This window comes from Yersinia thracica (assembly GCF_902170565.1).
GTDB classification, from domain to species: Bacteria; Pseudomonadota; Gammaproteobacteria; order Enterobacterales; family Enterobacteriaceae; genus Yersinia; species Yersinia thracica.
This window is the reverse complement of record NZ_CABHXX010000084.1, coordinates 1-13449: the sequence shown is the minus strand read 5'-3', so window position 1 is coordinate 13449 and position 13449 is coordinate 1. Positions and strand designations below refer to the sequence as shown.

The following is a 13449-nucleotide window of genomic DNA, read 5'->3' as shown; positions in this document are numbered from 1 at the left end:
CCACTGTCATTGGCTAATTTTAGTTTTTTACATATCATTTAGAAAATGCTTCTTTGCAATCAGGGATATGATGAAAAACCGGATACTGATCATCACCAGCAGCTTTGATCGCACATGTGACTACATCATGGCACGATACAAAGACATTGCTTTCTTCCGTTTAAATACAGATAACTTTTCAAACTATAGAATTAGTTACGATTTATCAGGGTTTAGAATCAAAGATAGTTCTGGTGATGAAGTAAATTCAGCTAACTGTAAATCAATTTACTACCGTAAACCTGCATCTGAAGATCTTACTGGTGTGATTGACGCCCAGTATCAAGCCTTTTCTCACAAAGAAAGCCATTCGCTTATTGAAGGCATCGTTGAGAGCTTTTCTGGCCGATGTTTATCTAAGCCATCGGTCATGCGCAGAGCTGACAATAAAATTCTTCAGGCTTATTTAGCACAACGTGTTGGTTTTATTATTCCTGATTTAGTCATTACTAATGATAATTTGATCTCCTCCCTGAAAACAGTGCCAGTCTAAACTGAAGTATCCGGTCTTTCTTTCATCTCACTGAGAGGCATATCAACCATGAAAAAGAGCCGTTATACCGAAGAACAGATAGCATTTGCCCTTAAACAGGCCGAAACCGGCACTCGGGTGGAGGAAGTGTGCAGAAAGATGGGTATTTCTGAAGCCACTTTTTATAACTGGAAGAAAAAATTTGGCGGGATGGGCGTAACGGAACTGCGCCGTTTGCGGCAGCTTGAGGACGAAAACCAACGGCTCAAGCGTCTGGTGGCGGACCTCAGTCTGGATAAGGAAATGCTTCAGTATGTCATTCGAAAAAAGTTCTGAGGCCCATCCAGAAGCGTGAAGCGGTGACTTACCTGCTGGATGCATATCGTATCGGCCTGCGTCGTAGTTGCCGTTTAATGATGCAGAGTCGCACGGTATACCACTATCGTAGTTGTCGTGATGACAGGGCCCTGACTGACCAGATAAGAGAAATTGCGGAGACGCGGATCCGCTATGGTTACCCGCGTATTCATATTCTTTTGCGCCGCGAGGGTTGGTTAGTCAACCACAAGAAAACCCACCGAATTTACTGTCAGGAAGGGCTGAATCTGCGGGCAAAACGCCCACGCCGGCATGTCACAGGCAGGCACAGACACGCACGTCCGCAAGTGACCGCACTAGATCAGTGCTGGAGCATGGATTTTGTTGCTGATAATCTGTTCAACGGACGTCGGATACGCGCCCTAACTGTAGTGGATGATTTTAGTCGTGAATGCCTGGCGATCGAGGTGGGTAACGTGTTGCGCGGGGATGATGTGGTGGCTGTAATGGAGCGCCTGAAGCAACTGCATCGGCGTATCCCCCACCGGTTGCAAACGGATAATGGCAGCGAATTTATCTCTAAAACACTTGACCGATGGGCATACGAAAATAAGGTGACAATGGACTTCTCACGCCCCGGTAAACCGACAGATAATGCTCTGGTCGAGTCATTCAACGGTAGCCTGCGCGATGAGTGTTTGAATGTGCACTGGTTCCTGTCACTGGACGATGCTCAGGAGAAGATCGAGAAGTGGCGGCAGGAATATAACCAGCAAAGACCGCATTCATCTTTAAATAATCAGACGCCAGAGGAATTTATCCGAAGTCTGCAAAAAGGCCGGAGTCTCTGATTTATCCTGGCATCAATATTGGGAAGGGATCAGCCTAAAAACAGCAATGGCTGGCACCCCTTACGCCTGAGTATTCCACGTCAAGAAATAAGCAATGTCAGCATAAATCGAAATATAGTGAATCCGGGGGAATTAGCTGTATTCTGTTCCGATGCCAAATATCTTTCGGTATTCCTATGGTAATAACTGACTTAGATGCATTAAATATCTTGAGAACCCCGATCTGGGTGATATTGCCCAAAAATCAGGAAATACTTTTTGCTAACAAGGAAGCCCGAAAAATTGCCGGTGACATTCAGTTGCCGCTAGTGCGTTATGGGCGTTTTTCGGCCCATGCGCAGCAGAATTTGGATGCTTATCTCCCGGCTTTGGCCGCTGATGACCCTATTATCGAAATTTGGACTATCCAGGCCAAAGAAAATGTCTTTCCTCTGAGTTGCCGGCTCTCCTTAACTCAGCTAGAACCTTATGGCGCAGTTATTATTTTTGAAGGGCTTTATATTTCAGAGAGTGTGGTAACCCAGCCGAGCAGCCCCAGCCCATTGGCAAAACCCTATTCCCGTAATGAGCAGAGTTTTTACGAGCAATTCTTTAGTACCAATACAGCCCCAATGCTATTGATTGATCCGTCGAAAGAGGGGTTGATTGTCGATGCAAATCAGGCGGCAACCCGTTTTTATGGTTATTCACGGGATGAAATGTGCAGGAAGCATACCTGGGAAATTAATAGCATGGGAATGGATGTATTGCCGGTCATGAATGAGGTTGCCAAATTACCGGGCGGGCATAAGCCACTCAATTTTATCCATAAATTAGCGGATGGAAATACTCGCCATGTCCAAACCTATGCCGGCCCAGTTGAGTTAGACGGTATAAGATTGATGCTTTGTATTATTCATGACATTACGGAACAAAAGCGGCTTGAAGAGGCATTAGAATATGCTGCTTTGAAAGACCCACTGACAGATTTAGGCAATCGGCGTCACTTCTTTCCTTTGGTTGAACATGCCTATACTCAGAGCCAACGTTACGGCCAAAATTTCAGTTTAATTTTATTGGATGTCGACCATTTTAAAAATATTAATGACCAACTTGGGCATCATAAGGGCGACGAGGTTTTGATTTTTCTGGCCAGAACACTGGAGTCCATTATCCGCGAGTGCGATATCCTGTCCCGTTGGGGTGGCGAGGAATTTACTATTCTTCTGCCCTCAACCAATCTGGAGGGAGCATTGCAATTGGCTGAATCTATTAGAGAAACTATTCAAATGATCTGCCAACCTAACTTACCCAAACTCACGGTCAGCATCGGAGTCGCGCAACATCAGGTGGGGGAAGACACGGATAGTTTGTTTAAACGTATGGATGAGGCGCTCTATCGAGCCAAAGCATCGGGGCGTAACAGAGTGCTGGTCGCATAGAGAACCAGGCCAGTAAATAAGCTAGATAAATAAAAATTAAGTCGATAACAGGCATCGATTGATGCCTTTCAATGTGACTTACTCCAGCGGTAAACTCACCAGTGGTTTGACTTCGCGCAGGACGAATGTCGTTTGCATCTCTTTAATCCCCGACAGTCGGCGGATGACCGACATCGCGAAAGTGGAAAAACTGTCGAGGTCCTCGGCCACCACTTGCAGCAGAAAGTCCGCATCTCCCGCGACGGCATAGCAAGCAATCACCGGTTTTAGCGCCCCAACCTGCATCTCAAATAACTTCGCTTCTTCTTCACTGTGACTGTCAATTTTCACCCGAATAAAAGCCAAAATCCCCAAACCTATTTTCCGTCGATCAATATTGGCTTGATAACCGGTAATAATGCCGCTTTCTTCCAACTGCTTCACCCGTCGCCAGCAGGGGGAGGTCGCCATCCCCACTTTATCGGCCAACTCTTGGTTAGTCATCCGGCCGGTGTGCTGTAATTGCTTTAAAATTTTTATATCTGCCGGTGTTATTAATGATATTGGCATTTTCTACCTGATTATTATTTTGTTTGGGTACAATTTACCCATATTAGCGGAATAAAGCTGATAAAAGAAAGCACTTACCTACGCCGGAGAGATAAGATCTTGGGTACAAATCATCAGGAAAAGGGCATGGCTGTGGCAGAACAAATGCGGATTGCAATTATTGTTAATCCTGAGCTTCCGGTGGGCTTGATTGCCAATACTACCAGTGCGGTGGGGATTGGTCTGGCGGCAAAATTTCCACAATTGGCGGGAGCAGTATTATCCGATTCGGCGGGGAAAGAAATTGATGTTAGCTCAAAATTGCCGGTACCTATTTTGCAAGCGAATGCTGTACAGATAAGAGAAGTTTTGCTGAAAGCTTTGGCGGCTACTCATGAGCGGGCGATTGTGCCTTTTCCTGCATTTGCGCGCTCGATGCACAGTTACCAGGATTATGAAAAGGCGTTTTCGTTGCGTTCTTTGGCTGATGAACAGTTGGATGGTTTGGGATTGGTGGGGCCGGAGAAGTGGGTACGCTCATTGACTGGCGCATTAAAACTGTTGCGTTAATCTTTTGTTTATTAATGTGAAAAGTCAGCGGGCTCAAGAATCGAACCCGCTGATAATGGTGGTGGTCTATTTCTCGCCGACTAACTAAGCTGACTTAACTGCAATATATGACTGGCAACCCCATTGATATACAACGCGCGGCGCTCGTGCTCCGGGAGAGTTATTGTCAGTTCATGCCAGGCGGGTTGATAACTTCCCGTGCGGCTGAAAGTCATATCAATGCGGTGATTATCTGTTGTCACCTGCCAGCTCAGCCATAATGCATGACCTTGCTGCCAGCGGTGGCTTTCGCCATCATCTTCAAACAGCATCCCACGAGATTGGCCGCCCCCTTTGGTCGGGTAAAGTGCTAACTCGCGTTGGGTATCTTGCGCGGCATTCACAAAAGCAATACGTCGTGACTGCGGCAACGCGGCACCGGCCCGCACTAACAGAGGCAGGCGCTCCAGTGGCGCATCTAAAACAAGGGTTTGCCCGCCGCTATACCATTGCTCAGTATAGAAACAATACCAACCGACATGATTATCTGGCAAATAGACCTGACGTTGGCGCTGGCCCGATTCCACCACACTGGCAACCAGTAAATCACGGCCCAACATGAAGTCGTCATTTTCCTTAAACGTGCGGCTATCATGCTCATGATCGAGGAAAGTTGGGCGCAACATCGGCTCATCATCATGTGTGGCTTGCCATTGTAATGTGTAAAAATAAGGTAATAGCCGATAGCGCAGCGCCATTGCATCGCGAATCATTGGCGTGGCTGCGGGATACATCCACGGCTCATTGACAGTGTTATCGTCATTCCATGAGTGAATGGTAAATCGCGGATGCATCACGCCGTTTTGTACCCAGCGAATAAATAATTCTGCTTCCGGTTTATCGCCCGAAAAACCGCCGACATCGTGGCCGAGGTTATACAACCCAGATAGGCTCATGCCCAGCCCCATGCGGATGTTATAGCGCAGAGTTTGCCAACTGGTGCGATTATCACCACTCCAGGTTTGGGCGTAGCGCTGCATCCCGGCACAGCCGGAGCGTGATATCAAATATGGGCGCATTTCTGGTGCGAATGCCTGTTGAGCTTCCATTGAGGCCCGCATCATCAGTAAAGGCATCACCGGTCTGATGTGTTTGATGGCAATGGATTCACCGAACCCATTACATCGCGCTTCGCCATCCCACACTTCGTATTCATTATTATCATTCCAGGTGGAGCCAATTCCCAGTTCTAACAGTTGCTTAGTGACGTTTTCCTGCCACCAATCCACGGTTTTTGGGTTGGTAAAATCAAGGTGAGAACCTTCGTCATCCCAAAATGAAGAGCGCTCCGGTAGCCCGGTTTCACCATCGCGAATAAATAAGCCGCGCTCTGCAACTTCCTGATATTTAGGATGATCCTGTAATAGACAAGGTTTTATATTGGCGGCCAGCTTGATACCGGCGTGCAGAAACGCCTGGCTCATCACTTTGGGCTGCGGCACTTTGTCGTTATTCCAGTTAAAAACATAGCGCTTATTATTGATGGAGGTGTAGCCGGATGAGAGCTGGAATGAGTCACAGGGAATATCATGCTGCTGACACAAAGTAATGAACTTTTGTAATTGCACCTGTGCATCGGGGGCATCGGTGTAGTGCATGGTGGAGCCGCTGTAACCGAGGCTCCATTTCGGGCCAAATTGGGTTTTACCGGTCAGACGAACAAAGGCTTTAGTCACATCCAGCACTTTCGGGCCGAGGAACATATAGTAATCAAGGTCACCGGCTTCGGCCTGATAACGGCGATAAGCCAGATGATAATTATCAATCTCATTACCCAAATCCAACCAGCAGCTGCTTAAATTGTCATAGAACAGACCAAAACTGACATCATCACGGCGAGTAATGGTGAACGGAATATGCTTGTAAAGTGGGTCAGTGCTGGCGGCGTTGTACCCCATGGCATCCAAATTGCGCATTTCAAAACGGCGACCCGCGCGGTTAAGGTCACCGGCTTTCTCACCCAGCCCATAATATTGCTCATTAGGATAGCGGCGCTGATAGTGAGCAATCGCTTCTCCTTGTGGGCTGAGTAAATAAGCGCTGGTTGGCCTATCTGCTGCTAGTGGCTGCCATTCGCCGTGCTGATTTTTATATTCCCACTCCAAATACAGTGGTTGATGAATAGTGACCCGCAAACAGTCGGTGGTCACTATCAATTGTTGTTCATGGCGCTGTAACTGATAACCCGGCACGGAGAAACCCGCCAAACTCAGGCGATCACGTCCAGACCACGGCACATCTCCTTGTGGCGCGATGCTCCAGGTGCGGTTTAGTGCCAGCTCTCCATTGCGTTTAATCAGCACGCGGCAGAGATTTGGCTCTAATACATACAGACAAAATATATGACGGTCATCAACCAGCAGTTCCAAATGGTCGGGTTGTTCATTGATTAATAACCAGTTTTTTAATGTTTTCATCTTGGTTTATCTCTTAAGGGGGATAGCATCAGGCAACCGGTTGGGCTTTATTGCGGCGCTCAGCAAACAGGGAGACCAGGAACACGGCACCAATCAAATCGAAGAAGCCCATGGCGATAAATAGTGGGTTAAAGCCGATAGTGTCGGACACCGCGCCGATTAATAAAGTAAACAGGAAACTGGCTATCCAGGCCGAAGAACCCCGTAGCCCGTTGACAGTGGCTACCTGATTTTTATCAAAGGATTCAACCACTAATGCGCTGAGCATGCAGGAGATAACTTGGTGACCAAAGCCGCCAATCGAGATTAATGCAATCGCCAGATAGGGGCTTTCGGTGATGGCAACAAAAGCCAGTGAAATCATCATGAAAGCACCGGTAACGGAGCTGGCCACCACCGAGTTAACGCGGCTGCAACCGAACCATTTTTGATAAAGTTTGGTTAAGTAGCCACTGGCAACACTCCCGATATCTGCCGCGAGGAAGGGCAGCCAGGCAAACATGGCGATTTGCTTCAAATCCATGCCGCGCTCGGTCGCCAAATACAGCGGAACCCAGAAACTAAACACGGCCCATGCCGGTTCTGCCAGGAAGGCGGGGATAGCGATGCCGTAGAATTTCTTGTTTTTGCTGAGGATAGCTAAGGATTTCAGGAATGGCAGCCGTGGTAATACTGGCTCATTATCCTGATGAATCAGTTCAAACTCTTCTTTACTCAGATTGGGGTGGGTATCTGGTGAATGATAAAAACGCCACCATAACAGCACCCATACCATGGCTAAGGCGCCGGAGAAGAGAAATGCACCTTGCCAGCCGAGAGCAACATGAGCCAGTACGATAATCGGTGGTGCTAACATCGCGCCGATAGAGAAGCCGACGCCAGCCCAGCCCGCAGCAATCGGGCGCTCTTTTTTCGGGAACCAATCCGAAATAGCTTTGGCGTTTGCCGGTGTGGCGGCGGCTTCAGCACTGCCCATAAAGAAGCGCAGTACGGCCAGTTGGAACCAGGTGCCCGCTCCGGCGTGCATCATACACACCACCGCCCAAACACTGGCGCAGATCAGGAACCCCATCTTCAAACCGATGACATCAATTAACCAGCCACAGAGCGGCTGAAATACGGTGTACGCCAACTGGAATGATGCCACTATCCATGAATATTGTTCAGTGGTCATATTCAGACTGGTTTTTAACTCAGGGGCGAGGATACCCAGCGAGTTACGGGTAATATAGTTAACAGTGACCCCAAGTAGAAATAGCGCCAGCATCCACCAGCGTAATGATTTTATTTTCCGTCGCCCAATAACTTTTGCGGATTGATTAATATCAACACTCATCCCAGCCTCCTGGTGTTAGTCGGTAGTAAATTAACCGGACCAACTTATTATTTTGGTAAGATCCATTTTGGGTTATTAAGATTAAGCTGAGTTTTAATGTGATTTATCTCACACTAAAATAAGCCAATAAATCACAACAAATTGATATTGTTGGTATTTATATTTTTTATCAAAAATAACCGGACTGATAAGTTTTTAAAATTGGTTTACCAAAACTTGATTGTTTTGGTTAAAACAAGGTAACTAGCTTAAATTGGCTTTAATACGCGTTTTTTTGAAAAGATTTTCATAAGCTGAATAATATTTCAGCATTTATATTGGGTGACGCCCTAAATAAGGGATTTACTGGCCATGAGAATTTTTTCATTTGCTAATTTGAGAGAGATCACAAAATGAATGGAAAGCTAAAAATACAAGAAATAGCTAATCAGACTGGCCTTTCAATTAGCACAGTATCCAGAGTGTTAGCCGGCAAAGCGAATACCAGCGCAAAAGCAAAACAGCAGGTCATGGCCTATGCGCAGTCGCAGGGAATTTTGCAGAAATTATCCAGCGGGCGCTTAATGCTCAATAATATTATGGTCTTTGCGCCGCACCGAGCCTTTGATGTGCGCACTGATATCTTTTACTACAAAGTCATTCAGGGAATAACTGAAGCAGTCAGTCAACATGAGGTGATGATTCGCTACTGCGGGTTATCTGAAACTCACTGCGATATTTCCCTCTTCCTGGAAAAAATGACCCATCCGCAGACGGAAGCGGCCATTATTATTGGCATCGATGACCCGCGGATTCATACATTAGCTGCGGGTGTGCATAAGCCGTCGGTATTAATCAATTGCCGCGACAAAGAAATGTCACTGGACAGTGTTTCTCCTGATCACCAATTGATCGGCGAATTTTCTGCCAACTATCTGATACAGCAAGGTCATAGGCGAATTTTAACCTTGCAATGTTTACGGCGTAACACCATGGAATTGCGGCTGGTGGGAATTAAAGAAGCATTCGCCAGCAATAATATGCATTTTGATGATAACCAACATCTGGTGACCACTCATGGTTTTGGCGCAGAAGAAGCCGAGCAAGCAATCACCGCCTTTATAGCGGGTTGTGAGGATAAGAACCAACTGCCGACGGCTATCTTGGCAGGGGGCGATTATATGGCGGTTGGTGCTGTTAATGCGCTGAATAAATTGAATATAAATGTGCCAGAGAGTGTCTCAGTCATGAGTATGGATGGTTTTAATTTGGCTGAAATCCATGATGTTCCGCTCACGGCGGTGCATGTCCCGCGCGATGAGCTGGGGGTGGAAGCTATCCAGTTATTACAACGGCGTATATTGCGGCCCGATGCTCCGTTCAGTAATACCCTTTTGCCTGGCAAATTGGTTGTTCGCTCATCAGTAAAGCAGGTTAATCAGAAAAGGGTGCTGCCAGCGGCCAGTAAGCCGACGGATCGGTTGTATGATTTGTAATATTCATATGATGTCAGAATAGTTTTACGCCAATAGATGCCGATCACCCACAAGTAAGCAGTTAGCGCTATAGTTTACTGTTAGGTTTACCCACTTGATGGGGTTGAAAAAATTGAAAATAGACATAAATAGGTTTTATCTAAGTCTGCTGGGAATATACCTATACCCTGGATAATTCGAGTTGTAGGAAGGCGCTAAGAGAAAGAATCCCGATGAGCTGACATAAGTCAGTGATTCGGGTGATGGAACGTAGGCAACGCACATGCAGCTTGAAGAATGACGGGTATAATTGAACATTGAATTTAAGGATATTACCGCATGGAATTCAAAGACTATTATGCCGTTATGGGCCTCGAGCCCACGGCTTCCTTAAAAGAGATTAAAACAGCCTATCGCAGGCTGGCACGTAAGTACCACCCGGATGTCAGTTCTGAAGCTGATGCGGAGAGTAAGTTTAAAGAAGTTGCCGAGGCTTACGAAGTATTAAAGGATACCGAGCGGCGAGCTGAGTATGACGAATTAAGATTGCACCGTAATGACCCAGGGTTTGGCCAACATCAGTTTGGTCAACGACAGGCCACTGGTGACCAACAATGGCACAGCCGTGCCGGTGGAGGCGCTCACGACTACTCTGACTTTTTCGAATCCTTCTTTGGTCACCGCGCTTCTTCAGCTCAACACTCATCTCATCGGGCATCTTATGGGGTACGTGGGCAGGATCTTGAGATGGAACTTCCCCTCTTTTTAGAAGAAACCTTAGCTGAACAGACCCGCTCGATCTCTTACAAAATACCAACCATTGATGAATCGGGCTTCCCGGGTGCTGAAACCTCGAAGACATTGAAAGTAAAAATTCCTGCCGGTGTGGGTGATGGTGAGCGCATTCGCCTTAAAGGGCAGGGGGCGCCGAGTATTGCGGGCGGGGCCAATGGTGATTTATTCCTGATTATTCGTATTGCACCACATCCGTTGTTTGATATTGATGGGCAGAATTTACAAATAGTCGTACCGCTAGCCCCATGGGAAGCGGCGTTGGGAGCCAGTGTTGAGGTGCCGACCCTGACGGGGAAAATTGCTTTAACCATCCCGGCAGGTAGCCAAAGTGGTCAGCGGTTGCGCATTAAAGGCAAAGGTCTGGTCAGTAAAAAAGGAACTGGCGATCTGTACGCAATCCTCAAAGTGGTCATGCCACCGAAACCAGACGAGAAAACGCGGGCGCTTTGGCAACAGCTGTCAGAGCAGGCGGCATTTAATCCTCGGACTGGATGGGAGTAACAGATTATGGCTGAAATAGAAATTACCTACACCTTAACTGAATTATGCCAGTCAACGGGAATAATGCAGGATGAATTGGTCGAGGTCGTCGGGCTGGGTGTGATTGTGCCGTTAGAGCCGACAGACAGGGTTTGGGTTTTTGATGCGGATGCATTGAGTTGTCTTAAACGCGCCCGGCGCTTGCAAAATGAGTTGGATCTGGACTGGTCAGGTGTCGCCATGACCTTAACTCTGCTGGAGAGAATTGAACAGCTCAAAAAAGAAAACGACCAATTGCGCAGGCAACTTGACCGTTTTGTTCAAACATCTTAATACGGCTAACACGGGTTGGTGCTCATAGCCCAACCCGATGCCGATTGTTTGATACCCGCTACGGCAACATCCAGGTCTGTTTCACCTCATTTTTTGTCAGTCATGATTCTCTAAAGACTGCTGACACCGCCATCGACCCTAAACTCCGTCCCGACCACGAAACTGGATTCATCCGAAGCCAGAAATACGGCCGCGTGAGCAATTTCAGCCGGTGTTCCCATTCTTTTAATTGGCACTAACTGACGAATTTGCTCCGCCAGTTTTTCTTCTTCACTACCTGATAACCCCAGTTTTTGCAGGGCAGGGGTTTGTGTCGGCCCAGGGCTTAACCCATTAACCCGAATTCCTCTTGCGACCCACTCGCCGGATAAGGTCCGCGCAAGAGAAAGCAGCCCCGCCTTGCTGGCGGCATAAACACTGCTTTGAGGCAAACCAATATGGACACTTGCTGAACCGCAAAGAATGACAGACGCGGGGTTAGCCAGCAGTGGAAGCAATGATTGCAACAGGAAAAAAGGGCCTTTTAGATTGGTTGAGATCACTCGTTCAAAGCTAGCTTTATCCCACTCCTCTATTAGATTGTGAGTCACATCACCAGCATTGATATAAACGACATCCAAACGTGGCCAGCTTTCAGCAAGTTTAGCCGCCAGTTTTGATTGGTCGGCGATATTGCTGGCATCACTTTTTAATAGCCAAACGCGCTCTCCGAGCTCGACATGTACCGCTTGCAATGCGGCATCATTTCGGCCGGTAATCGCGACAGTTGCCCCCTCCGCCAGAAACTGGCGCGCAGTTTCTAACCCGATACCGCTAGTACCTCCGGTAATCAATGCATACTTATCTTTCAAACGATTCATGATGATCCTTCCTATTAAGAGCAATGGAAGACTATTTTTAATACAAAAGTATCTAAAGTATAGTAGGTACCAATTTGATACTAACGATGAAACAGGAATGTAATGACAGCTTATCAGCCTCTTCCACCTAAAAATAAATCGCTATCCGATGGGATCATCGCGGTAGAAAAGTGCCCAATGGTGCAATTCGTTGAGCTTATTGCCGGGAAGTGGGCAATACCCATTCTCTATCGTTTGATGGTGACTGCCGGCCCGATTCGATTTGGCGAGCTACAGCGGGCGATTGCCCCTATAACCCAAAAAGAGCTGACCCGACAACTGCGCGCTTTCGAGCAACGTGGGTTGGTTCATCGCACTATCTATGCCGAAGTGCCACCACGTGTTGAATATGAGATTAGCTCTTTAGGAAAAACATTAAAGCCAACACTGGACTCTCTGGCGCAATGGATGAGGGATAACCATCGAGAACTGAATAACAACCTGTAGTTCGGGTGGTTAGAAATCAAGAATAGGCTTATTTTTTCGTAATCTATCAATTATCTATCGCGTAAAACAAGTTGGATGTACTACATTTAATAGACTGCTCAGTAATTGCGCAGTATCGAAAATGACAACAATAGTTTCAAGGAGAGAGTATGAGTAAGATAACCGGTTGTTGTTCAGAAGATAGCCATCCTAATAGCCGAAGGACCGTGCTAAAAGCTGCTTTGGGCATCACAGCTGCAAGTGTTATTGGCGGGATTGGGCTAGGGTTACCTCAGATATCATACGCAGCTTCCCTGACACGAGAAGAACGGGATAAATTAACGCCCGACCAGATAGTGGAGGGATTAAAGCAAGGTAATAAAAGATTTGTTTCTGGGAAAATGCAGCAACACGATTATCTCGCACAAAAACGCAGTAGTGCAGAAGGGCAATTCCCTGCGGCAGTTATATTGAGCTGCATTGATTCTCGAGCGCCAGCTGAAATTGTTCTGGATACAGGAATTGGTGAAACATTCAATGCCAGGATTGCCGGTAACATTTCCAATGATGATTTATTAGGTAGCATGGAGTTTGCTTGTGCTGCTGCCGGGGCAAAAGTTATTTTAGTCATGGGTCATACGGCATGCGGTGCTGTCAAAGGTGCTATTGATAACGTAGAACTTGGCAACCTGACTGGCCTCCTCGATAAAATTAAGCCCGCGATTGCAACGACTCAATTTGACGGTGAGAAGAGTAGCAAAAACGAAAAATATGTAGATGCGGTCGCGAAGAATAATGTGAAGCACACTATTGATGAGATTCGTAAAAATAGCGAAATAATTAATAAATTAGAGAAAGAAGGGAAAGTGAAAATAGTAGGCAGCATGTATAATTTAAATGGTGGTGAAGTCGAGTTCTTCATGTAGAAACTCGAGTTTCTCAATTCCCCTTGAGTGTTTTCAAGGGGAGTCTCAAATGTTTTTTCAGTTTAATATTTATATATCCTGTAATTTTTTTTATTGACATAACACTCTTGGTTGTAATTAAATTTTGTGATTATATGTTTAAAGC

General features: G+C 46.6%; 13 protein-coding genes. 9 read left to right on the top strand and 4 right to left on the bottom strand.

Going from position 1 to position 13449, the window contains the following annotated elements:
- The first annotated feature begins 67 nt into the window (after positions 1 to 67).
- The 3 genes from FTA91_RS11595 (at position 68) to FTA91_RS11585 (ending at position 3101) form a co-directional block, all read left to right on the top strand.
- Positions 68 to 532, top strand: coding sequence for an MvdC/MvdD family ATP grasp protein (locus FTA91_RS11595; protein WP_145535803.1), 465 nt, complete (start codon positions 68 to 70; stop codon positions 530 to 532).
- Between the two features lie 48 nt (positions 533 to 580).
- Positions 581 to 1680 (top strand): IS3 family transposase gene (locus tag FTA91_RS11590; RefSeq protein WP_145583388.1). Its coding sequence is split into 2 segments (ribosomal slippage): positions 581 to 842 and positions 842 to 1680, totalling 1101 coding nucleotides; the frame shifts between segments, so codons are not numbered across the junction.
- A 176-nt stretch (positions 1681 to 1856) separates the two neighbouring features.
- Positions 1857 to 3101: a sensor domain-containing diguanylate cyclase gene (locus FTA91_RS11585; protein WP_050113815.1), complete on the top strand. Its 1245-nt coding sequence runs from the start codon at positions 1857 to 1859 to the stop codon at positions 3099 to 3101.
- A 78-nt stretch (positions 3102 to 3179) separates the two neighbouring features.
- Here the strand turns inward: FTA91_RS11585 and FTA91_RS11580 are convergent, their stop codons facing one another.
- Positions 3180 to 3650 (bottom strand): Lrp/AsnC family transcriptional regulator, encoded by a 471-nt coding sequence (locus tag FTA91_RS11580; protein WP_050113817.1) that lies wholly within the window; start codon positions 3648 to 3650, stop codon positions 3180 to 3182.
- Between the two features lie 126 nt (positions 3651 to 3776).
- On the opposite strand from FTA91_RS11580, the gene FTA91_RS11575 reads away from it, so the two are divergent.
- Positions 3777 to 4199: a DUF2000 domain-containing protein gene (locus FTA91_RS11575; protein WP_050113819.1), complete on the top strand. Its 423-nt coding sequence runs from the start codon at positions 3777 to 3779 to the stop codon at positions 4197 to 4199.
- A gap of 80 nt (positions 4200 to 4279) precedes the next feature.
- On the opposite strand, the gene FTA91_RS11570 is transcribed toward FTA91_RS11575, so the two are convergent.
- The gene (locus FTA91_RS11570) at positions 4280 to 6655 is read right to left on the bottom strand and encodes a glycoside hydrolase family 31 protein (RefSeq protein ID WP_145535805.1); all 2376 of its coding nucleotides are present in this window, start codon (positions 6653 to 6655) and stop codon (positions 4280 to 4282) included.
- Positions 6656 to 6683: 28 nt separating this feature from the next.
- A complete protein-coding gene (locus FTA91_RS11565) occupies positions 6684 to 7991 on the bottom strand; it encodes an MFS transporter (RefSeq protein ID WP_050113821.1) in 1308 nt (435 codons plus the stop codon).
- A gap of 392 nt (positions 7992 to 8383) precedes the next feature.
- On the opposite strand from FTA91_RS11565, the gene FTA91_RS11560 reads away from it, so the two are divergent.
- The 3 genes from FTA91_RS11560 to cbpM all read left to right on the top strand — a co-directional run bounded on the left by FTA91_RS11560 (position 8384) and on the right by cbpM (position 11053).
- Positions 8384 to 9466 carry a LacI family DNA-binding transcriptional regulator gene (locus FTA91_RS11560; RefSeq protein ID WP_050113823.1) on the top strand — a complete coding sequence of 361 codons (1083 nt, stop codon included), beginning with the start codon at positions 8384 to 8386 and terminating at the stop codon, positions 9464 to 9466.
- Between the two features lie 318 nt (positions 9467 to 9784).
- On the top strand, positions 9785 to 10741 hold the full coding sequence (cbpA, locus tag FTA91_RS11555; RefSeq protein ID WP_145583386.1) for a curved DNA-binding protein: 957 nt from the start codon (positions 9785 to 9787) through the stop codon (positions 10739 to 10741).
- Between the two features lie 6 nt (positions 10742 to 10747).
- Positions 10748 to 11053 (top strand): chaperone modulator CbpM, encoded by a 306-nt coding sequence (cbpM, locus tag FTA91_RS11550; protein WP_050113826.1) that lies wholly within the window; start codon positions 10748 to 10750, stop codon positions 11051 to 11053.
- Positions 11054 to 11163: 110 nt separating this feature from the next.
- Here the strand turns inward: cbpM and FTA91_RS11545 are convergent, their stop codons facing one another.
- Positions 11164 to 11913, bottom strand: coding sequence for an SDR family oxidoreductase (locus tag FTA91_RS11545; protein ID WP_145583384.1), 750 nt, complete (start codon positions 11911 to 11913; stop codon positions 11164 to 11166).
- A 102-nt stretch (positions 11914 to 12015) separates the two neighbouring features.
- Between FTA91_RS11545 and FTA91_RS11540 the strand changes: the two genes are divergently transcribed.
- Together FTA91_RS11540 and FTA91_RS11535 are read left to right on the top strand one after the other, a co-directional pair.
- On the top strand, positions 12016 to 12399 hold the full coding sequence (locus tag FTA91_RS11540; protein ID WP_145535810.1) for a winged helix-turn-helix transcriptional regulator: 384 nt from the start codon (positions 12016 to 12018) through the stop codon (positions 12397 to 12399).
- A 149-nt stretch (positions 12400 to 12548) separates the two neighbouring features.
- The gene (locus tag FTA91_RS11535) at positions 12549 to 13304 is read left to right on the top strand and encodes a carbonic anhydrase (RefSeq protein ID WP_050113831.1); all 756 of its coding nucleotides are present in this window, start codon (positions 12549 to 12551) and stop codon (positions 13302 to 13304) included.
- Positions 13305 to 13449 lie beyond the last annotated feature (145 nt).